The organism is Mycolicibacterium canariasense (assembly GCF_002101555.1).
In the GTDB taxonomy this organism is placed as follows: domain Bacteria; phylum Actinomycetota; class Actinomycetes; order Mycobacteriales; family Mycobacteriaceae; genus Mycobacterium; species Mycobacterium canariasense.
This window is the reverse complement of the sequence record NZ_LQOL01000079.1, coordinates 97,581-117,919: the sequence shown is the minus strand read 5'-3', so window position 1 is coordinate 117,919 and position 20,339 is coordinate 97,581. Positions and strand designations below refer to the sequence as shown.

Here is a 20,339-nt window from a genome sequence, read left to right as displayed (position 1 = left end):
CCATGGTTTCCACCGCGCCGAAATCGACCGCGAAGTTCGCCGATACCGAGCCGACCGTCCGACTCACGGTGGCACAGGCCACCGTTCGATTCCTGGCCAACCAGTTCGTCGAACGGGACGGACAACGATCGAAGTTCTTCGCCGGGTGCTTCGGCATCTTCGGGCACGGCAACGTGGCGGGTTTGGGCCAGGCGCTGCTGCAGGACGAGGTCGAGTCGTTTCAGGCCGGGCGGGAACCGGGCCTGAAGTACGTGCTGGGCCGCAACGAGCAGGCCATGGTGCACAGCGCGGTGGCCTACGCCCGACAGAAGGACCGGCTGCGGGCCTGGGCGGTCACCGCCAGCGTCGGACCCGGCTCGACGAACATGCTCACCGGTGCGGCGCTGGCCACCATCAACCGGCTGCCGGTGCTGCTGCTGCCCGCCGATACCTTCGCCACCCGGGTCAGTGCGCCCGTGCTGCAGGAACTGGAGCTGCCGTCCTCGGGCGATGTGACCGTCAACGACGCCTTCAAACCATTGTCGCGGTACTTCGACCGGGTGTGGCGACCCGAGCAGCTGCCCGCGGCACTGCTCGGCGCGATGCGGGTGCTCACCGACCCGGTCGAAACCGGGGCGGCGACCGTCGCCATTCCGCAGGATGTGCAGGCCGAAGCGCACGATTGGCCGGAATCGCTGTTCGCCGAACGAACCTGGCATGTTGCCCGCCCGTTGCCGGAGCGCTCGGTGCTGGCCCGCGCGGCCGAGATCATCCGGTCCGCCGAGAAGCCCTTGATCGTCGCCGGTGGCGGCGTCATCTACTCGGGTGCCTCCGATGCGCTGGCCGCGTTCTGCGCGCAGACCGGCATCCCGGTCGGCGAGAGTCAGGCCGGCAAGGGCTCGCTGCTGCACGAGCATGAACAGAGCGTCGGCGCCATCGGTTCGACGGGCACCACCGCCGCCAACGCGCTGGCCTCGGAAGCCGACGTGGTGATCGGGATCGGGACCCGCTACAGCGATTTCACCTCGGCATCGCGCACGGCGTTCAACAACCCCGATGTCCGGTTCGTCAACATCAATGTGGCATCACTGGATTCGGTGAAGCAGGGCGGCCTGAGCGTGGTGTCGGATGCACGTGAGGCCATCGAGGGACTGGCCCAGGCACTCGACGGCTATTCGGTCGGTGCCGAGTACCGGGCGCGCACGGCCGAATTGATCGCCGAATGGAATGCCACGGTCTCCGCGGCGTACGCCACCGAAGACGGTGTCGCACTGAACCAGAACCAGGTCATCGGGCTGGTGAACACGCTTTCCGACCCACACGACGTCGTGGTGTGTGCGGCCGGATCGATGCCGGGTGACCTGCACAAGCTGTGGCGGATGCGGGATCGCAAGGGGTACCACGTCGAGTACGGGTTCTCCTGCATGGGCTATGAGATCGCCGGTGGGATCGGTGTTCGCATGGCGGCGCCCGAACGCGACGTGTTCGTCATGGTCGGCGACGGGTCCTACCTGATGATGGCCACCGAGATCGTCACCGCCGTGCAGGAAGGCGTGAAGGTCATCCCGGTGTTGGTGCAGAACCACGGATTCGCCTCCATCGGCGGGCTTTCCGAATCACTCGGCTCGCAGCGCTTCGGCACCGCCTACCGGTACCGCGGCGAGGGTGGCCGCCTCGACGGCGCCACCCTGCCCGTCGACCTGGCCGCCAACGCGGCCAGCCTGGGCGCCGACGTGATCAAGGCCGGCACCGCTGCGGAGTTCGCGGACGCGGTCAAGGTGGCCAAGGCCGCCGACCGCATCACCGTGATCTACGTCGAGACCGATCCACGGATCTACGCACCGGACAGCCATTCCTGGTGGGACGTCCCGGTCAGCCAGGAGTCGACACTGGAGTCGACGCAGCAGGCGTATCAGCGCTACGCCGAGTGGAAGCGGGTACAGCGCCCGCTGATCAAGCCGACCGATCGCTGAGTTTCAGCGCAGTATCAGGGTATCCACCAGCACGTAGGCCGCGACCGCGAAGACCAGATAGGCGAACCAGTGCTGGAGGCGCCGGTGGTCCAGGCGCGTCCCGAGTTGTCCTGCGATCAGGGATCCGGCGATCGCCGTGCCGACGAATGCGGCTGCGATGGTCCAGTCGATGCTGGTTCCGTTGAGGTGGGAGAGAATGCCGGCCACCGAGTTCGCGACGATGATCACGAGCGATGTCCCGATGGCGACGGGCATCTGCACACCGAGCATCAACACCAACGCCGGGATGATCAAGAAGCCGCCGCCGACACCGAAGAGGCCGGTGAGCAGGCCGACGAGGAATCCCGCCGGGATCGACCTCGGGGCACATCGGCGCCAGTTGATTCCCGAGTCACCGACCGTGCAGGCGGTGCCGGTGTTGCGATTCTCTTGCAGCATCCGAATACCGGCCAGCACCATCACGACCGCGAAGCCCGACAGCAGCACGGACTGCGGCAGGTGCCTACCGATCGCGCTGCCGACGAAGGTGGCCGGAATACCTGCCAGCGCGAAGACCGCAGCAAGCCGCCATTGGACCTGGCCGGCGCGGATCTTCGGCAGCACGCCGACCGCCGAGGCGGTACCGACAACGATGAGCGACATCGGAATCGCCTGTTCGATGCCGAGGCCGAGCACATACACCAGGGCCGGCACCGCCAGGATGGAACCGCCTCCCCCGAGCAGGCCCAGCAGTACCCCGATGACTGCGCCGAGGGCTAGGGCAAGGGCGATGTTCATCGAGTCCTACGCTGTTCCGTCGGGGCGGGATAGCGTGTCGACGACGGCGTGCAACCTGGCCGCCGCCTCGTCGGCGACCTCGCGAAGTCCCGGGTGGTCGGCCACCTGCACCATCATCTGGGGGTCCGCGATATCGACGATCACGACGCCGGCGGTGTCCGGGTCTGAACGTAGGACCACGTTGCACGGTAAGAGCACGCCTAGCGTCCGGTCCAGTTCCAACGCTCGGTGCGCCAGTACCGGGTTGCAGGCACCCAGTATCAGGTAGTCCTCCATGTCGGTTCCGAGCTTCGATTTCAGCGTCGCCCTGATGTCGATCTCGGTCAGCACCCCGAATCCCTGATCGGACAGCGCGCGACGCGTCCTGTCGACCGCATCCTCGAAGGACGACGTGATCGTGGTGGAAATGCTTGCTTCCATGAGATGTTCACCTTGTCGAATCAACCGCGATGTGGGCGGAACCCACTGAGCGGTGTGGATTTTGGTCAGCGTTGCGCGGCCGCGGCCTTGGCCCGTACGTCGGCCATGTTCAATGCCTTGACCCTGGTGATGAGGTCCTCAAGGGCCGCGGCCGGCATCGCGCCGGGTTGCCGGTAGACCAGGATGCCGTCACGGAACGCCATGATGGTCGGGATCGCCTGGATCTCCAGGGCAGCTGCCAGTTGCTGCTGCGCTTCGGTATCCACCTTGGCGTGCAGTACATCCGGGTGCGCCTGCGATGAGCGGTCGAAAACCGGGGCGAACGCTCGGCACGGGCCGCACCACGACGCCCAGAAGTCGACGATCACAATCGGATTCGCCGATATCGTCGCTTGGAAGTCGGCGGTGGTCAGATTCTTGGTGGTCATTGTTGTCTCCTTTCGAGTTGGGATGTTCAGGCCAGGCCCCGCAGCATCAGGTTCCAGTACATGAACGGCAGCCCATACTTCTTGAGGTACCAGTACGCGCGGTGCGGGGTGGTCGGGTTGAGCAGCGGGAATGTGGGTTCCAGGGTGAGGTCGTAGTCGAACTCGGCGAGCAGCATCGAGTGCGACGAGGTGACGATCGGGCACGACGAGTAGCCGTCGTAGGAGGCCAGCAGCGGCCGCCCGTCCAGATACGCGCCGATGTTCTCGACGACCACCGGGGCCTGCTTCCGGATGGCGGCACCGGTCTTGGAGTTCGGCGACGAACCGGCGTCGCCCAGGCTGAACACGTTCGGATACCTGACGTGCTGCATGGTGTGCTTGTCGATGTCGACGTAGCCCACGGCGTCGCCGGTGGACAACGGGCTGCTCTTCACCCAGTCCGGCGCGGATTGCCGCGGCACGGCGTGCACGATGTCGTAGGGCAGCATGGTGTCGGTTCCGCCCGGCGCCACACTGCTGATGCCGATCTTGTGCGCCGCCGCGTCGACGGAGGTCACCTCGGAGTTGGTGTGCAAGGTGATTCCGTAGTCGGCGATCACCTTGTCGAGGCTGTCCGCGATCGCCGGAATCCCGAAAGGCCGCGCCCCGGGCATGACCAGGTGGATGTCGATGTCCTTGAGCACACCTTCGGAGCGCCAATAGTCGGCCGCCAGGTAGGCGATCTTCTGCGGAGCGCCGGCACATTTGATGGCGCCCGAGGGCACCGTGAATACGGCGGTTCCCGAACGGAGGCCGCGGATGAGGTCCCAGGTGCGGGGCGCGAGGTCGAACCGGTAGTTCGACGAGACCCCATTGCGCCCAAGGGTTTCCGCAAGGCCGTCGGTGCGGTTCCAATCGAGTTGGATACCCGGGCAGACGACCAGCACCTCGTATTCATAGGTGGCACCGTCCACGCAGGTCACCGTGTTGGCGTCGGGATCGATGCTGACTGCGGCCTTCTTGATCCAGGTGGCGGCCTTGGGCATCACCGACGATTCGGCGCGTTCGGTCGCCGATGCCTTTGCCTGACCGCCGCCGACGAGTGTCCACAGCGGTTGGTAGTAGTGCTTGTCGGAGGGCTCGATGACCGCGACGTCGGTGAAACCCTTGCGCAGCAACCGCGCCGCGACGGTGATGCCGGCGGTCCCGCCGCCGACGATCACGATCTGGTGTTTGGCGGAGATGGTCATGGTATGTCCTCGTTCTCAGGCGTTCTGGACGGTCTCTTCCCAGGCGCCGTATCCGCCCAGGATGTCGCTCACGTCGATGAATCCGTTGTGGCGCAACAGGCTGGCCGCGACCGATGACCGGTAGCCACCCGCGCAGTACACGACTGTCGGCTTGGCAGGATCCAACTCACCCAGGCGCGCAGGCAACTGACCCACCGGAATCGAGATCGCGTTCGGGATGGCCCCGGCCTCGACCTCGCCAGGATTACGCACGTCGACGATCTGCAGGTCCTTGATCCGGGCCGCCCGCTCGTTGAACGCCTTTGCCGTCAGGCGCGAGGCGACGACGACATCGTTCTGATGGGTGAACATCGTCCGGTATGGGTCGGCCAGGTAACCGACGACGCGGTCGAAGCCGATCCGGCCCAGCCGATTCTTACCCTCCAACTCCTGGCCGGGTTCGGTGAACAAGACGATGTCGACATCGGACCGGAGCACCGAACCGGCGAACTCGGCGTAGCGCCCTTCGAGCCCGATATTGATGGCCTGGCGCAGGTGGCCCTGCGCAAATTCCTCGGGCGTGCGCCCGTCGACCAGGACGGCTCCCCGATCGATCGCCTGGCGTGCCTGCTCGTAGGTCATCGCGGTCGGCATCTTGGTCTCGTCCAGCAGCTCGCGGTCCTTGCGGTTGAGGATCGCGTCGTAGACGAAGTATCCCGGCGCGGGGGGCTGTCCCTCAGTGACGAGCTTCATGAAGGTCGCCTTGTCGGCCGCCCGCAGTGCGTAGTTGGTCGCCTTCTGATCGCCGATCGTCGACCACAGGTCCGTCGACAGATTCTTGCCGCAGGCCGAGCCCGCACCGTGCGCCGGGTACACCCGGGTTGCATCGGGCAACGTCATCAACTTGTTGTGCAACGAGTCGTAGAGCTTGTCCGCCAGTTCCTCGCGGGTGAAACCGATCGAGGCCAACAGGTCGGGGCGGCCGACATCTCCGATGAACAGCGTGTCGCCGGTCATCACCCCGTAGGGCACCTGATCGTCGGCGTGCTCGTAGACGACCACGCTCATCGACTCGGGGGTGTGTCCCGGGGTGTGCCGAAACTCCAGCGTGACATCGCCGAGTGAATAACGTTCGCCGTCTTCGACGCCCATGGATTCGAACTCGGTCTCGGCGACCGAGGAGTAGACAATCTTCGCGCCGGTGGCCTTGGCGAGCTCGAGGTGGCCGGACAGAAAGTCGGCGTGGAAGTGGGTCTCGATGACCAACTCGATGGTCAGTCCCTGTTGTCCGGCATCGGCCACGTACTCGGCCACATCGCGTTGCGGATCGACGACGACCGCCCGACCGGTGGTCTCGTCGCCGATCAGATAGGACGCGTGGGAAAGACAATCCAGGTAGTACTGCTGCAGGATCATTGCCGTTCTCTTTCTCGTGGATGGTAATACCCCTACGGGTATTCTAACGTACCCCCGGGGGTAATTAATCCCGAGCTTCGGAACAACGGAGAGGGGGTATCGCCCATGTTCTGAACGATACCCCCTCCCGTATATTTCGCTAGAGGCTTTGGTCACCTAGAAAGGGGCAACCCGCCATGAGATCCGCGCTACGGCTTGCCTTGCCCAGCCTTGCGCCTGCCGAACCACCCCCGTCGGGCCGGACCGGCGGCATCACCAGCCGAGTGCCCGGCGCACCACTGCCCGGCGGGCACACCACGCCGAACCGCGTCGACGTGCATCCCGCAACCGGCCCAGGTGGTCTTTCCGCATACCCGGCATGTGACAGCACGACACATCGCGTGCTCCTTTCCCTGGCGAGTCGAACTCAGGCCAGACTCAAGAAGAGCTTCTCCAGCTCTTCGGCGGTGAGGGCGTCCGGACGGCCATCCGAACCCTGGACGGAATCCACGCAGTTGCGCAGGCCCGACGCGATGATCGCGAAGCCGACCCGGTCCAATGCCTTGGATGCGGCGGCGAGCTGGGTGACGACGTCCTTGCAGCCGCGACCCTGTTCGATCATCGAAATCACGCCGCCGAGTTGCCCTTGCGCGCGACGCAGGCGATTGAGCACGGCGGCCATATCCGCCTCGTTCTCTGTGGTCATGTCGCCAACATACCATACCCCCTATGGTATCTATGGAAAGATCGCACTAGGTTACGATCTGAGCGTATATACCGTAGGGGGTATAAACCCGTATGGTGATCCTGCGCGTCGGCGAGGACCGGTGCACACATCTGCGATAGGGCGAAGTAATGAAGATGCCGTCGTTGTTCGGCTGGTTACAACGGTTTTGGGTGGTCGCCGTGGTGGTGCTGACCCTCATGGCCGCCGTGGCGGTGGTGAGCCGGCTGCGCACGTTCTTCGACTCCGATCTGCCGTTCGTCGCCGGGTCCGAGCGCGTCGACGCCATCGTGCCGTTCAACACCAAGCGCGTCACCTATGAGGTCGTCGGCCCTCCGACCACGAACGGCCAGGTGAGCTTCCTCGACGCCGACGGAAAGACCCATGAAGCGACCTTCACGGCCTTGCCATGGTCGGTCGACGTCGTCACCACAGCTCCCGGGATCTTGGCGAATGTGGTCGCTCAGGGCGACAGCACCTCACTGAGTTGCCGCATCCTGGTCAATGACAAGGTGGTCGCCGAGCACCATGCCGCGGGCCGCGACGCGCAGGCGTTCTGTCTGGACAAAGCCGCATGAGCGACCACGCCGCACGCCCGCTGATCGCCCGCACGATCCGCGCCGGCGCCATCCCCATCATCCTGGCGTGGGTGGCGATCACCGCAGGGCTCAATCTGCTTCTCCCCCAGGTCGAGTCGGTCAGTAAGCACAATGCGGTATCGATGTCCCCACAGGACGCCCCCTCGGTGATCGCGGCCAAGAAAATGGGGGCGAAGTTCGCCGAATCCACCTCAGACAGCATCGCGATGGTGGTGCTCACCGGCGACGACCGGCTCGGCGATGCGGCACACCGCTACTACGACGAACTGATCGCCGGCTTCGAACGCGACAGCGTGCATGTCGAGCACGTGCAGAACTTCTGGGGTGATCTGATCACGGCGGCCGGGGTGCAGAGCGCCGACGGAAAGGCGGCCTACGTTCAGCTGAACCTCGCCGGGGACCAGGGCAGTACCTTGGGCAACGAATCAGTCGAGGCCGTGCGCAACATCGTCGACCGCACCCCGCCGCCGGCCGGACTGCACGTCTATGTCACCGGCCCCGCCCCTTTGACCACCGACTCGCTGGAGACCGGCGACAAGAGCATGGTCAAGATGACCGTGGTCACCATGGTCGTGATCACGATCATGCTGCTGATCGTCTACCGTTCGATCGGCACGGTTCTGCTCATTCTCGCCATCGTCGGCATCGAGATGGGCTCCGCGCGAGGGGCCGTCGCCCTGTTGGGCCACTTCCGGGTGATCGACTTCTCGACCTTCTCCGTCCCGCTGCTGACGGCCCTGGCCATCGCGGCCGGGACCGATTACGCGATCTTCCTGATCGGCCGCTACCAGGAGGCCCGCCAGAAGGACGAAGACCCGGAATCGGCCTATTACACCGCCTTCCACGGCGTCGCTCATGTGATTCTCGGCTCGGGCCTGACCATCGCGGGTGCGATGTTGTGTCTGCGTCTGACCCGCTTGGCCTACTTCAAGTCGCTGGCCTATCCGTCGGCAATCGCGCTGATCGTCGCCGTCGCGGCGTCACTCACCGTCGCCCCGGCCATCCTGGTGGTGGCAAGCAGATTCGGCTTGCTGGACCCGAAGCGGAAGATGAAGACCAAGGGATGGCGCCGGATCGGCACCGCTACCGTCCGCTGGCCCAAACCGATTCTCGCGGTGGCGACGGCCATCACCATTCTCGGCGTCCTCGCCGTCATCGGGTACCGGACAAGTTACAACGACCGGCACTACATTCCCGCCGACGTGCCGGCCAACATCGGCTACACCGCGGCCGAGAAGCATTTCAGCGCAGCACGGCTGAACCCCGACATCCTCATGGTCGAATCCGACCACGACATGCGCAATTCCACCGACATGATCGTGCTGGACCGAATAGCCAAGGCGCTGTTCAGAGTTCGTGGCATCGCCATGGTCCAGAGCATCACCCGGCCGCTGGGATCACCGATCGCGCACAGCTCCATTCCCTATCAGGTCAGCATGCAGTCGGTACCCATCACCCAGAATCTGCAATTCCTGAAGCAACGCGTGGGCGACATCGAATCGATGTCGGCCAACCTGGGCTCGATGATCGACTCGATGACCCGGATACAGAACCTGATGGTCACGTTCTCCGAAGCCATGCACCGCACCAGCGCCGCGGCCGACAACACGGTCGAGGACGCGAACACCCTCAAGGCGTCGGTCGACACGATGCGGGACCACCTGGCCGATTTCGACGACGAAGTCCGGCCGATCCGCAATTACTTCTACTGGGAGCCAAACTGCTTCAACATCCCGGCGTGCTGGGGCGTGCGGTCGGCATTCGATGCCATCGACGGTGTAGCCACCCTCAGTGACAACATGGGCGTACTGCTGAAGGACATGGACGCCATGACGAACGGGATGGGCGACATCGACGCATTGGTCCCGCAGCTGGTCAGCCAACTCCCACCGATCATCTCGACGGCAACGGCGATGCAGCAGACGCTGCAGACGATCCACAGCAGCTTCGCCGGGCTGATCGACCAGATGCAGCAGATGACCGACACCGCCACCGCGATGGGCGAGGCCTTCGACGCCTCCAAGAGCGACGACTACTTCTACCTCCCACCAGAAGTCTTCGCCAACCCGGACTTCCAGAAGGGACTCGCACTGTTCCTGTCCCCCGACGGCAAGGCCGCACGTCTGATCATCACCCACGACGTCGATCCCGCCACCGAAGAAGGGATTTCGACCGTCGGCGACGAACTCGTCGCCGCCCACGAAGCGGTGAAGGGCACCTCGCTGGCCGGTTCGGAGATCACCCTGACCGGGACCGCCGCGACCTACCGAGACATCCAGGCCGGCGCCAAATACGACACCATGATCGCCGCGTTCGCGGCGCTGACGTTGATCTTTCTGGTCATGATCGTGATCACCCGGGCACTGGTCGCATCACTGGTGATCGTCGGCACCGTGGTGTTGTCGCTCGGGGCCGCATTCGGTCTCTCGGTGCTGGTCTGGGAACGGGTGATCGGCATCGAACTGAACTGGATCGTGCTCGCGTTCGCCGTCATCATCCTGATGGCCGTCGGCAGCGACTACAACCTCCTGCTGGTCTCACGGTTCAAGGAAGAGATCGGCGCCGGCATCAAGACCGGGATCATCCGGTCGATGGGCAGCACCGGCAGCGTCGTGACCGCCGCGGGTCTTGTCTTCGCGTTCACCATGGGCGCCATGGCGTCCGGCGACCTGCTGAATGTGGGACAGGGTGGCACCACCATCGGCATCGGGCTGCTGCTCGACACCTTGATCGTGCGCTCGCTGATGACTCCGTCCATCGCGGCGCTCCTGGGCCCCTGGTTCTGGTGGCCGCTCAGAGTCCGCTGGCGCCCGGCGGTCCGCAACACACCACCACCGGCATCGGAGGCCGACGGTAACGATCAACAACACGAGGAGGTTTCGGCATGACAGAACACGAGAACCCCGGGCCCGAGATGAGCGTCATCGACATCGATCCGGTCGCGGCGGACGCCGTCGTCGCCGACTCGGGTGCCATCCTGCTCGACGTTCGCGAAGACGACGAATGGGCGGCCGGTCACGCGCCAGGCGCGGTACACCTGCGGTTGGGCGATCTGGATGTACGCACCTTCGACAGCGGGGTTCCCGTCGTCGCCGTCTGCAAGTCGGGACGCAGATCCGGTGCCGCGGCAACTCGGCTCGCGGCCGTCGGCGTGACGGTCTACAACGTCCACGGCGGCATGACAGCGTGGCAGCAAGCCGGGCTGCGCGTCATCCGCGACGACGGCACGGCCGGTGCCATCATCTGACACGGGGCGCAGCTTCCGCCGGGAATATACCCCCGTGGGTACGATGTTGCGGTGGAGCGACAGTGAAGGACGTGAACCATGAGCGGTGACCAGGAAAACATCACGGCGGTGCTGAACCGGCTGCGTCGCGCGCAGGGTCAGCTTGCCGGCGTGATCTCGATGATCGAGCAGGGTCGAGACTGCAAGGACGTGGTGACGCAGCTGGCCGCGGTGTCCCGGGCGTTGGACCGGGCCGGCTTCAAGATCGTCGCGACCGGGCTGCGCGAGTGCATCGCCGGCGAGACGGCCGACGGTTCGGACCCGATGACCGAAGCCGAACTGGAGAAGCTGTTTCTCGCGCTCGCCTGACCGCGCTCAGTCCACGACCTCGACCCAACGGCCGCCGGAATTCATCGACTCGATGAGGGCGTCGGCGACAAGCGCCGCCCGCAAGCCGTCCTCGGCGGTGGCCAACGACGAGGGCCGGCCGGCCGCGACGGAGTCCACCCACTCCTGCAGTTCGATGCGGTAGGCATCGCCGTACCGTGGGATCCAGTCGGCCGGATAATCAACGGCCCGACGGCTTTCGGCATCGGTGACGACGTGCGCGGGCAGCGCCAGGGCGGCAGTACCGGTCTCCATGACGACCTCGCAGCGGGTTTCGTACCCGTAGCGTGCATTGAGGAACAGTTCGACGGTCACCAGCACTCCGGACGCCGTACGCAGGAGGTAGAACTGAGGGTCCTGCCGGGTGCCGGAGTGCTCGCAGGAGCGGCCGTGCTGATAGCTGACCTCCACGATCGGGGAGTCCAGCAGCCAGGGCATGATGTCGAGCTCGTGGATCGCCGAGTTGGTGATCGACGAGGCCGAATCACCACCGGGGGCGCTGGACACATTGCGGCTGATGCCGTGCACCATCAACGGCGCGCCGAGAGCACCGTCGCGCACGCGTTCCCGCAGCGCCACGTACGGCGGGTCGAACCGGCGCATGAAACCGACCGTCACCAGATCGACCGTCGGGGCCAGTTCCCGCTGGGCTGAGACGAGTTCGCGGCACTCCGCCGCCGTTGGGGCCAAAGGCTTTTCGCACATGACGGGCTTGCCCGCCCGCAGCGCGGCACGCACCAGATCGGCGTGGGTGTCGTCGCGGGTCGCGATGACCACGGCGTCCACGTCGGTGTCGGCGATCAGCGCCTGCCCGTCCGGCTGCACCCGGGCACCGAGTTCGGCAGCCACCGCACCGGCGACCTCGCCGTTGAAATCGGTGACGGCGACCAGGTCCGAGCCCGAGATCACCCGGGCGAGCTTGCGGGCATGGTCGGCGCCCATGACGCCGACCCCGATCACACCTACGCGTACGGTCATGAGCCGAGTATTACATCTTAATGTCTTAACAAAAAGCGTTATACCCGTTTACCCCGCCCTGACGCGTTTGTGCGGTTCCATCCGCGGACGCCGGCGCGCCGCGGATGAAACCGCACAAACCGGTAATCGTCAGAGGATGTAGAGCATCTCCTGGTACGTCGGCAGCGGCCACAGGTCGTCGGCCACCACGCCTTCCAGGGTGTCCGCGGCGGCACGCACGGCGTCCATCGCGGGCAGCAGTGCCGACTGGGCATGCTTGGCCTCGTCGAGGGCGGACTCCGCGGAATGGTCGGCCAGCGCCGCCTTCAAGGTCGCCAGCGCCGACGACAACTCGGCGATCGGCTTCGAAACCCCTTCCAGCAGAGACAGGTCCGGCTCGATCCCGGCGGCCTTGAGCGTCGCGGCGTTCTGCGCCAACTCGGTCTGATAACGGATCGCGGCCGGCAGGATGACCGTCGTCCCCAGTTCCAGGGCGAGTTTGGCCTCCACACCGATGGTCAGCGCGTACTGCTCCAGGCGCACCTCGTAGCGGCTGTGCAACTCGCGCTCGTTGAACACGCCGTACTTCTCGAACACCGCGACGGCCTCGGGCTTGATCAGCTCGGGGATCGCATCCAGCGTGGTCTTGAGGTTGGGCAGGCCACGCTCGGCGGCCTCGATCTGCCAGTTGTCGGAGTAGCCGTCACCGTTGAACACGACGGCGCCGTGCTCGGTGATGATGTCGGTGAGCAGCTGCTGCACCGCCGCGTCGAACTCGGTGCCGTCGGCGACGGCCTTCTCCAGCACGGTGGCCATGTAGTCCAGGGAATCGGCCATGATCGTGTTCAGGATGATCATCGGGACGTTGATGGTCTGCCCCGAACCCGGCGCCCGGAACTCGAACCGGTTGCCGGTGAACGCGAACGGGCTGGTGCGGTTGCGGTCGCCCGGGTCGGTCGGCAGCTCGGGCAGGGTGTCGACGCCGATGATCATGCTGCCTTTGCCCTTCGACGAGGTGGCAGCACCTTTGGCGATCTGCTCGAACACGTCGGCCAGCTGAGCACCCAGGAAGATCGAGATGATGGCGGGCGGGGCCTCGTTGGCGCCGAGACGGTGGTCGTTGGTGGCCGAGGCGACCGATACCCGCAGCAGCCCGGCGTACTTGTGCACGGCGCGGATGACGGCGGCGCAGAAGACCAGGAACTGGGCGTTCTCGTGCGGCGTGTCACCCGGTACCAGCAGGCTGCCGAACTGGGCGTTGCCGACCGAGAAGTTCACATGCTTACCCGAGCCGTTGACGCCGGCGAACGGCTTCTCGTGGAACAGGCACTCCATGCCGTGCTTCTTGGCGATGTTGCGGAAGATGGTCATCAGCAGCTGCTGGTGGTCGGCGGCGATATTGGCCCGCTCGAACATCGGCGCGATCTCGAACTGGCCTGGTGCGACCTCGTTGTGCCGGGTCTTGGCCGGGATGCCGAGCTTGAACAGCTCACGCTCGGTGTCCATCATGAAACCGAGCACCCGCTCGGGGACGGCGCCGAAGTAGTGGTCGTCGAACTCCTGCCCCTTGGGCGGCTTGGCGCCGAACAGCGTGCGGCCGGCGTTGATCAGGTCGGGACGGGCCAGAAAGAAGTGCCGGTCGACCAGGAAGTACTCCTGCTCGGGACCGCAGAACGACACGATGTGGTCGAAGTCCTTGTGCCCGAACAGCTTCAGGATCCGCTCGGCATGCGTACCCATCGCCTGCTGGCTGCGCAGCAGCGGCGTCTTGTAGTCCAGCGCCTCACCCGTCATCGACACGAACACCGTGGGGATGCACAGCGTGTTGCCGTTCGGGTTCTCCAGGATGTAGGCCGGGCTGGTGACGTCCCAACCGGTGTAGCCGCGGGCCTCGAAAGTGGAGCGCAGGCCGCCCGACGGGAAGCTGGAGGCGTCCGGCTCACCCTGGATCAGGGTCTTGCCGGCAAACTCGGCCAGCGTCTGACCATCGGAGATCGGCTCCAGGAAGCTGTCATGCTTCTCGGCGGTCAATCCGGTCATCGGGTAGAACACGTGTGCGTAATGGGTGGCGCCCTTCTCCAACGCCCAGTCCTTCATGGCGGCGGCGACGGCATCGGCGATCGCCGGGTCCAGCTTGGCGCCCTTCTCGATGGTCGCCACGACGGACTTGTAGATGGATTTCGGCAGCCGGGACTGCATCTCGGCCTTGGTGAAGACGTTGGACCCGAAGATCTCGCCCGGGGCTTCGGTCGGGTCGAAGCTGATGGCCGGCGGCACGTAGCCCTCGACGTTGGTGATCGCCTGGAGGCGGACGGCATTACCACTCAATGGAGTTCCTATCGCTGCGCGTGCTTGACCGACCCACGGTAGGAACCTTCGATGGCAAACCTGTTACGTGCGCGTCAAGGACACGATTCGGTTGTAACAGGGCATACGCGATCCTTTCTTTGGCAAAGACGCTGCGCTTTGCCGTCACTTGCGTTTCACCCGTCCCACGCACGCCGAATCTGTCGGTGGTCGAATATATGTTCGAATCATGTCGACAACCGCGTCCGACGCGATGGCGGCCTTACGCGCCGCCTACGAGGCCTTGGCGGCCTGCGAACTCCAAGCACTCACGCGGGCCGAGTTGCTGACCCTGATGGACGAGTACGAGGCCCTCACCTGCCGCCTGCCCGCCCAGTCGCACCGGATGCTGGCGCAACTACAAGCCGACGGCACCCCGCAGCAGCTGGGTGCGAAGTCCTGGAACGCGCTGCTGCGCATTCGTTGGCGGCTGTCCACCGCCGAGGCCGGCCGCCGTCTGGCGGAGACCGCCGATCTGGCGCCGCGCCGGTCATTGACGGGTGAGCCACTGCGGCCGGCCTTGGCCGCCGTCGCCGCCGCGCAAGCCGCCGGGCTCATCAACGGCGGCCACGTCGACGTCCTGCGGGATGTCATCGACCGCCTGCCGGGATTCGTCGACACCACCACCCGGGAGCAGTTCGAGATCGACCTGGTGCGCATCGCCACCGGCGTGGGACCCAAAGAACTCAAGGACACGGCCGAGCTGCGCTTGTTCCTGCTCGATCAGGACGGACCCGTACCCGAGGACGCCGAGCGCGAACGCAAGCGCGGGCTCACGATGGGCAAGCAGGGCCGTGATGCGATGACGCCGGCCAGCGCGAACTTCACCCCGGAAGCGACGGCGGTCTTCGAGGTGCTCTTCGCCAGATTCGCGGCGCCGGGGATGTGCAACCCGGCGGACGACGAACCGTGCACCTCCGGCACCCCGACGCAAGCGCAGATCGACAACGACCACCGCACCCCGGCCCAGCGCCGGCACGACGCGTTGATCGCCATCGGCCGGATCGCTCTGATGAGCGGTGAACTCGGTCAGCTCAACGGATTGCCCGTCTCGGTGATCATCCGGACCACCTTGCAGGATCTGGAATCCCGCGCCGGGATCGGCGTCACCGGCGGCGGCACCAAGGTGCCCATCCGGGACGTCATCCGGATGGCGGCCCATGCCAACCATCATCTGGCCGTGTTCGACAAGGCCACCGGGTCGGCCCTCGCGCTGTTCCGGGCGCGCCGTACCGCGTCACACGCACAACGGATCATGCTCATCGCGCGCGACGGCGGCTGTACCAAACCGGGTTGCACCGTCGGTGCCTACGGCAGCGAAGTGCATCATGCGGTGGCGGATTGGGCGCGCGGCGGCAACACCAACGTGGACGAGATGGCATTGGCGTGCGGGCCCGACAACCGCATGGTGCACCGCGACGGGGGCTACACCACCACGATCAACGGTCGCGGCGAGGTCGAATGGCAGCCGCCACCGTGGCTCGACCATGGCCAACAGCGAGTCAACTATCTGCACCGGCCCGAGCTGCTCCTGCGACCGGTCGACGAGGAGCCGCAATCTCCGCGCAGCCCGAGCGCCGCGCCCGCACGGGACGGCGTCCAGCCATGGCTTGCCGACCACGGCGCCGGCACCGACCACGCCCACGGCGGCACGGGAATGCGCGGGCCATGACCGGCGGCCCGCCCGGTCCCCCGGGCCGCGACTCACAAAGAGCGGGTCGCGGTGTCGATCCGTGCGCCGAGATCGATTCCCTCGGCCACGGCAACGAGGGCAGCCGCCACGATGGATGCCGGGGCACGGTCCAGCACCACCAACCCGATCGCCGGACTCGGGCCGTGTTTGACCATCGGCCGCGCCGCAAAACCCGGTGGCACACCCAACCGCGGCAGCCACGCGGTGGACGCGATGGTGGCCCGCCGGGCATGCGTCAGGTGCGCGTACAGCGCATCCACCGAATCCGCCTCCACGACCGGACGGTAGTGCACACCCTCGGCGGCCATGTTCGCGTCCAGGATGCGCCGATTACGCATCGTGGTGGTCAGCACGCACAGCTCCAAACCGGCCGCGTCGGCCCAGCTCACCTCCGGCCGGCCGGCCAGCGGATTGTCCACCGACGCAATCAAGACGTACTGCTCGCGGTACAACTCGACCGACCGGGTCCCGGGCGGCGCCTCGTCGTCGAGGTAGGTCAACCCGGCGTCGATCTCGAAATCGGCCAGCCGCCGGGCGATCTCACGTGACGACAACGCCTCGATGCGCACCGAGGCGGCCGGATTACGGTGCAGGAACTCCGCGGTGATGAACGGACTGGCCGGCACCGCCGTCGGGATCGCGCCCAGCCGCGCGGTGACGGTCAGCCGGCCGCGCATCCGCTCCAGGTCGGCCAGCATCTCGTCGCGCTCGGCGATGATCCGCTGCGCCCAGACGACGACCCGCTGCCCTTCCTCGGTGAATCCCTCGAAACGACGGCCGCGTTGCACGATCACGATGCCCAGATCGCGCTCCAGCCGGCGGATCGCCACCGACAGCGTCGGCTGGCTGATGTGGCTGCGGGCGGCGGCCCGCCCGAAGTGCCGCTCGGCGGCCAGCGCCAGCAGATAGTCCAGGTGTTGCAGCAACACATCGCCGGCCATCGTCTGACGATAGACGCCGGCTATCACTGCATGTCAAATACCGAATACCGACCGCCGGCATCATGGGCTCGCGGCCGGTTCGCAGGATTAGATTGGAGAGCATGACCAGCACCGAGGACGTCGACGCAAGCTACGACGAACGCGACGTCTCGGTCACCGGCGCCAAGCACGAGGCCGCCGGGGTGAAAGCCGTCATGGTCAGCATGCAGCGCGGCCTGGAGCAGATGGGTCCGGCCCGCACGCTGGCCGCGCTTTCCCGGCTGAACCAGCGGCACGGTTTCGACTGTCCCGGCTGTGCGTGGCCCGAGGAACACGGCGGACGCAAGCTGGCCGAATTCTGCGAGAACGGCGCCAAGGCCGTCGCCGAGGAAGCCACCAGACGACGTGTCACGGCGGACTTCTTCGCCAGGCATTCGGTGGCCGAGCTGGCCGAGAAGCCCGAGTACTGGCTGTCGCAGCAGGGCCGGTTGACCGAGCCCATGGTGTTGCGGCCCGGCGCCAGCCACTACGAACCCATCGACTGGGACGCGGCCTACCGGCTGATCGCCGACGAGCTGACCGCGCTGGACTCCCCCGACGAGGCGCTGTTCTACACCTCGGGGCGAACCAGCAACGAGGCCGCCTTCCTGTACCAGCTGCTGGTGCGCAGCTTCGGCACCAACAACCTGCCGGACTGCTCGAACATGTGCCACGAGTCCTCGGGCACCGCCCTGGTCGACTCGATCGGCATCGGCAAGGGGTCGGTCACCGTCGACGATATCGAGCATGCCGACCTGATCGTCATCGCCGGCCAGAACCCCGGCACCAACCATCCCCGCATGTTGTCGGTGCTGGAGAAGGCGAAAGGCAACGGCGCCAGGATCATTGCCATCAACCCGCTGCCGGAGGCCGGGTTGATGCGGTTCAAGGATCCGCAGAAGGTGCGCGGCGTCGTCGGGCATGGCATCGCGATCGCCGACGAGTTCGTGCAGATCCGCATCGGCGGGGATATGGCGCTGTTCGCGGGGTTGGGCCGGCTGCTGCTGGAAGCCGAGGACGCCGCACCGGGCACCGTTGTCGACCGCGCGTTCGTCGACGCGCACTGCGCCGGTTTCGATGCCTATGAGACCCAGACCCGGGCCGTCGACCTGCAGGCGGTGACCGAGGCCACCGGCGTCGACGACACCCAAATGCGGCGGGTGGCAGCGATGTTCGCCCAATCGCAACGCACGGTGATCTGCTGGGCCATGGGCCTGACCCAGCAGCGGCACGCGGTTGCGACGATCGGCGAGGCCACCAACCTGCTGCTGATGCGCGGCATGATCGGCAAGCCGGGTGCCGGGGTGTGTCCGGTGCGTGGGCATTCCAATGTCCAGGGCGACCGAACCATGGGCATCTGGGAGAAGATGCCCGAGGCCTTCCTGGCCGCGCTGGACGCCCGGTTCGGCATCATCAGCCCGCGCAAGCACGGCCATGACACCGTCGACGGTATCCGGGCGATGCGCGACGGTCGCGCCAAGACGTTCATCGGGATGGGCGGCAACTTCGTCTCCGCCACCCCCGACACCGCCGTCACCGAGGCAGCACTGCGCAATTGCGCTCTGACGGTGCAGATTTCGACCAAACTGAACCGCAGCCACCTGGTGCACGGCCGCACCGCGGTGATCCTGCCGACGCTGGGCCGCACCGACAAGGACTTCCAACGTGCCGGCAAACAGCTGGTCTCGGTGGAGGATTCGATGTCGATGGTGCACCTCTCGCGCGGTAACCTGCACCCGCCCAGCGATCAGGTGCGCAGCGAGGTGGCCATCGTCTGTCAGCTGGCCCGCACGCTGCTGGGGCCCGATCACCCGGTGCCGTGGGAGACGTTCAACGCCGACTACGACCTGATCCGCGACGCCATCGCCGACGTGGTGCCCGGCTGCGCCGACTACAACGCCCGGGTGCGCCAGCCGGACGGATTCCAGCTCCCTCATCCGCCCCGCGACTCCCGAGAATTCCCCACCCACACCGGCAAGGCGAACTTCTCGCTGTACCCGTTGGAATGGGTGCCGGTGCCACCCGGCCGGCTGGTGTTGCAGACGCTGCGCAGCCACGACCAGTACAACACCACCATCTACGGTTTGGACGACCGGTATCGCGGGGTGAAGGGCGGCCGACGGGTGGTGTTCGTCAACCCGGCCGATATCGCGGCGCTCGGTTTCCATGACGGGGACCGGGTGAACCTCATCTCGGAGTTCGAAGGCCGGGAGCGGCGGGCTGAGGACTTCCGCATCGTGGCGTACTCCACCCCGGCCGGCAACGCCGCCGCGTACTACCCCGAGACGAATCCCCTGGTGCCACTGGATCATACGGCCGTCAGATCCAACACGCCGGTGTCCAAGGCTGTCGTTGTCAGGCTGGAACCATGGGTCGGGTAACCACGCGCCGGCCGATCAGCCACCGCACCGCCGATGGGGTGGTGGCCAGGCCGGACACGCTCGTCGTCGAAGAGCCGCTGGAGATCCGGGTCAACGGCGCCCCGCTGACCGTCACCATGCGCACCCCGGGCTCGGACATCGAACTGGCCCAAGGCTTTCTGCTCACCGAGGGCATCGTCACCGGCCGCGACGACATCGCCACGGTGCGGTACTGCCAAGGCGCGACGGACGACGGTGTCAACACCTACAACGTGCTGGACGTGACCCTAGCCCCCGGTGTCCCCGCTCCCGACGTGGACCTGACCCGCAACTTCTATGCGACCTCGTCGTGTGGGGTGTGCGGCAAGGCCTCGCTGGAGGCCGTACGGCTGATCAGCCGGCACTCCCCCGGTGACGATCCGACCACCGTCGCACCGGAGGTGCTCAGCGCGCTGCCCACCAAGCTCCGCAAGGCGCAGAAGGTGTTCGCCACCACCGGAGGCCTGCACGGGGCCGCTCTGTTCGGCACCGACGGCACCGAGCTGGTGGTCCGCGAGGACATCGGCCGGCACAACGCCGTCGACAAGGCCATCGGCTGGGCGTTGGAGAGCCGCCGAATCCCGTTGTCGGGCACCGTACTTCTGGTCAGTGGGCGGGCATCGTTCGAGCTGACCCAAAAAGCGGTGATGGCCGGCATTCCCATCCTGGCCGCCGTCTCGGCGCCGTCGTCACTGGCAGTGGACCTGGCGGCCCAGGCCGGACTGACCCTGGTGGCGTTCCTGCGCGGTGAGTCGATGAACGTCTACACCCGGCCCGACCGGGTCCGATAACGCTCCACAACACGATCTCCCGCCGTTCTCCAGACAATCTCCAAGCGGGTGGGCACCACCGGCGGCGAACATCGAGGA

17 protein-coding genes are annotated in these 20,339 nt (G+C 66.1%); 8 read left to right on the top strand and 9 right to left on the bottom strand.

Annotation, left to right across the window (positions count from 1 at the left end; genetic code table 11):
• Nucleotides 1-2: 2 nt before the first annotated feature.
• Nucleotides 3-1,952, top strand: a complete 1,950-nt coding sequence (gene iolD / locus AWB94_RS27025) for a 3D-(3,5/4)-trihydroxycyclohexane-1,2-dione acylhydrolase (decyclizing) (protein WP_062657892.1) — start codon at nt 3-5, stop codon at nt 1,950-1,952.
• A gap of 3 nt (nt 1,953-1,955) precedes the next feature.
• Here iolD and AWB94_RS27020 read toward each other — a convergent pair whose 3' ends face one another.
• The 6 genes from AWB94_RS27020 to AWB94_RS26990 all read right to left on the bottom strand — a co-directional run bounded on the left by AWB94_RS27020 (nt 1,956) and on the right by AWB94_RS26990 (nt 6,886).
• Entirely contained in the window at nt 1,956-2,729 is a 774-nt protein-coding gene (locus AWB94_RS27020; RefSeq protein ID WP_062657893.1) for a sulfite exporter TauE/SafE family protein, read from the bottom strand.
• 6 nt (nt 2,730-2,735) lie between these two features.
• On the bottom strand, nt 2,736-3,149 hold the full coding sequence (locus AWB94_RS27015) for a DUF302 domain-containing protein (protein WP_062657894.1): 414 nt from the start codon (nt 3,147-3,149) through the stop codon (nt 2,736-2,738).
• A gap of 65 nt (nt 3,150-3,214) precedes the next feature.
• Entirely contained in the window at nt 3,215-3,577 is a 363-nt protein-coding gene (gene trxA, locus AWB94_RS27010) for a thioredoxin (RefSeq protein ID WP_062657895.1), read from the bottom strand.
• Nucleotides 3,578-3,603: 26 nt separating this feature from the next.
• Entirely contained in the window at nt 3,604-4,806 is a 1,203-nt protein-coding gene (locus AWB94_RS27005) for an NAD(P)/FAD-dependent oxidoreductase (protein WP_062657896.1), read from the bottom strand.
• 15 nt (nt 4,807-4,821) lie between these two features.
• The gene (locus AWB94_RS27000; RefSeq protein ID WP_062657897.1) at nt 4,822-6,201 is read right to left on the bottom strand and encodes an MBL fold metallo-hydrolase; all 1,380 of its coding nucleotides are present in this window, start codon (nt 6,199-6,201) and stop codon (nt 4,822-4,824) included.
• Between the two features lie 406 nt (nt 6,202-6,607).
• A complete protein-coding gene (locus AWB94_RS26990) occupies nt 6,608-6,886 on the bottom strand; it encodes a metal-sensitive transcriptional regulator (protein ID WP_062657898.1) in 279 nt (92 codons plus the stop codon).
• A gap of 149 nt (nt 6,887-7,035) precedes the next feature.
• Here AWB94_RS26990 and AWB94_RS26985 point away from each other — a divergent pair, with 149 nt between their 5' ends.
• From AWB94_RS26985 to AWB94_RS26970, 4 genes are all read left to right on the top strand, one after another.
• Nucleotides 7,036-7,482, top strand: coding sequence for an MmpS family transport accessory protein (locus tag AWB94_RS26985; protein ID WP_062657899.1), 447 nt, complete (start codon nt 7,036-7,038; stop codon nt 7,480-7,482).
• Complete coding sequence (locus AWB94_RS26980; RefSeq protein WP_062657900.1) at nt 7,479-10,391, top strand: MMPL/RND family transporter; 2,913 nt, start codon at nt 7,479-7,481, stop codon at nt 10,389-10,391. Before AWB94_RS26985 ends, AWB94_RS26980 begins: the two co-directional genes overlap by 4 nt.
• Nucleotides 10,388-10,750, top strand: a complete 363-nt coding sequence (locus AWB94_RS26975) for a rhodanese-like domain-containing protein (protein WP_234811895.1) — start codon at nt 10,388-10,390, stop codon at nt 10,748-10,750. Before AWB94_RS26980 ends, AWB94_RS26975 begins: the two co-directional genes overlap by 4 nt.
• A 78-nt stretch (nt 10,751-10,828) precedes the next feature.
• Nucleotides 10,829-11,098 carry a metal-sensitive transcriptional regulator gene (locus AWB94_RS26970; RefSeq protein ID WP_062657901.1) on the top strand — a complete coding sequence of 90 codons (270 nt, stop codon included), beginning with the start codon at nt 10,829-10,831 and terminating at the stop codon, nt 11,096-11,098.
• Nucleotides 11,099-11,104: 6 nt separating this feature from the next.
• On the opposite strand, the gene AWB94_RS26965 is transcribed toward AWB94_RS26970, so the two are convergent.
• The gene (locus AWB94_RS26965) at nt 11,105-12,094 is read right to left on the bottom strand and encodes a Gfo/Idh/MocA family oxidoreductase (protein ID WP_062657902.1); all 990 of its coding nucleotides are present in this window, start codon (nt 12,092-12,094) and stop codon (nt 11,105-11,107) included.
• Nucleotides 12,095-12,223: 129 nt separating this feature from the next.
• On the bottom strand, nt 12,224-14,401 hold the full coding sequence (locus AWB94_RS26960; protein ID WP_062657903.1) for a glutamine synthetase III family protein: 2,178 nt from the start codon (nt 14,399-14,401) through the stop codon (nt 12,224-12,226).
• A gap of 193 nt (nt 14,402-14,594) precedes the next feature.
• Here AWB94_RS26960 and AWB94_RS26955 point away from each other — a divergent pair, with 193 nt between their 5' ends.
• Nucleotides 14,595-16,091, top strand: coding sequence for an HNH endonuclease signature motif containing protein (locus tag AWB94_RS26955; protein ID WP_084395305.1), 1,497 nt, complete (start codon nt 14,595-14,597; stop codon nt 16,089-16,091).
• A gap of 32 nt (nt 16,092-16,123) precedes the next feature.
• Here AWB94_RS26955 and AWB94_RS26950 read toward each other — a convergent pair whose 3' ends face one another.
• Nucleotides 16,124-17,053: a LysR family transcriptional regulator gene (locus AWB94_RS26950; RefSeq protein ID WP_062657904.1), complete on the bottom strand. Its 930-nt coding sequence runs from the start codon at nt 17,051-17,053 to the stop codon at nt 16,124-16,126.
• A gap of 101 nt (nt 17,054-17,154) precedes the next feature.
• Here AWB94_RS26950 and AWB94_RS26945 point away from each other — a divergent pair, with 101 nt between their 5' ends.
• On the top strand, nt 17,155-19,452 hold the full coding sequence (locus AWB94_RS26945; protein ID WP_062657905.1) for an FdhF/YdeP family oxidoreductase: 2,298 nt from the start codon (nt 17,155-17,157) through the stop codon (nt 19,450-19,452).
• Complete coding sequence (gene fdhD, locus AWB94_RS26940) at nt 19,440-20,261, top strand: formate dehydrogenase accessory sulfurtransferase FdhD (RefSeq protein WP_062657906.1); 822 nt, start codon at nt 19,440-19,442, stop codon at nt 20,259-20,261. Before AWB94_RS26945 ends, fdhD begins: the two co-directional genes overlap by 13 nt.
• Nucleotides 20,262-20,339 lie beyond the last annotated feature (78 nt).

Excerpts from the sequence above, each read along its gene's own strand:
- AWB94_RS26975 (WP_234811895.1), top strand. The coding sequence starts at position 10,388 with ATGACAGAACACGAGAACCCCGGGCCCGAGATGAGCGTCATCGACATC.
- trxA (WP_062657895.1), bottom strand. The coding sequence starts at position 3,577 with ATGACCACCAAGAATCTGACCACCGCCGACTTCCAAGCGACGATATCG.
- iolD (WP_062657892.1), top strand. The coding sequence starts at position 3 with ATGGTTTCCACCGCGCCGAAATCGACCGCGAAGTTCGCCGATACCGAG.
- AWB94_RS26990 (WP_062657898.1), bottom strand. The coding sequence starts at position 6,886 with ATGACCACAGAGAACGAGGCGGATATGGCCGCCGTGCTCAATCGCCTG.
- AWB94_RS26980 (WP_062657900.1), top strand. The coding sequence starts at position 7,479 with ATGAGCGACCACGCCGCACGCCCGCTGATCGCCCGCACGATCCGCGCC.
- AWB94_RS26965 (WP_062657902.1), bottom strand. The coding sequence starts at position 12,094 with ATGACCGTACGCGTAGGTGTGATCGGGGTCGGCGTCATGGGCGCCGAC.
- AWB94_RS27000 (WP_062657897.1), bottom strand. The coding sequence starts at position 6,201 with ATGATCCTGCAGCAGTACTACCTGGATTGTCTTTCCCACGCGTCCTAT.
- AWB94_RS27020 (WP_062657893.1), bottom strand. The coding sequence starts at position 2,729 with ATGAACATCGCCCTTGCCCTAGCCCTCGGCGCAGTCATCGGGGTACTG.
- AWB94_RS27005 (WP_062657896.1), bottom strand. The coding sequence starts at position 4,806 with ATGACCATCTCCGCCAAACACCAGATCGTGATCGTCGGCGGCGGGACC.
- AWB94_RS26970 (WP_062657901.1), top strand. The coding sequence starts at position 10,829 with ATGAGCGGTGACCAGGAAAACATCACGGCGGTGCTGAACCGGCTGCGT.
- AWB94_RS26945 (WP_062657905.1), top strand. The coding sequence starts at position 17,155 with ATGACCAGCACCGAGGACGTCGACGCAAGCTACGACGAACGCGACGTC.
- AWB94_RS27015 (WP_062657894.1), bottom strand. The coding sequence starts at position 3,149 with ATGGAAGCAAGCATTTCCACCACGATCACGTCGTCCTTCGAGGATGCG.
- AWB94_RS26950 (WP_062657904.1), bottom strand. The coding sequence starts at position 17,053 with ATGGCCGGCGATGTGTTGCTGCAACACCTGGACTATCTGCTGGCGCTG.
- fdhD (WP_062657906.1), top strand. The coding sequence starts at position 19,440 with ATGGGTCGGGTAACCACGCGCCGGCCGATCAGCCACCGCACCGCCGAT.
- AWB94_RS26985 (WP_062657899.1), top strand. The coding sequence starts at position 7,036 with ATGAAGATGCCGTCGTTGTTCGGCTGGTTACAACGGTTTTGGGTGGTC.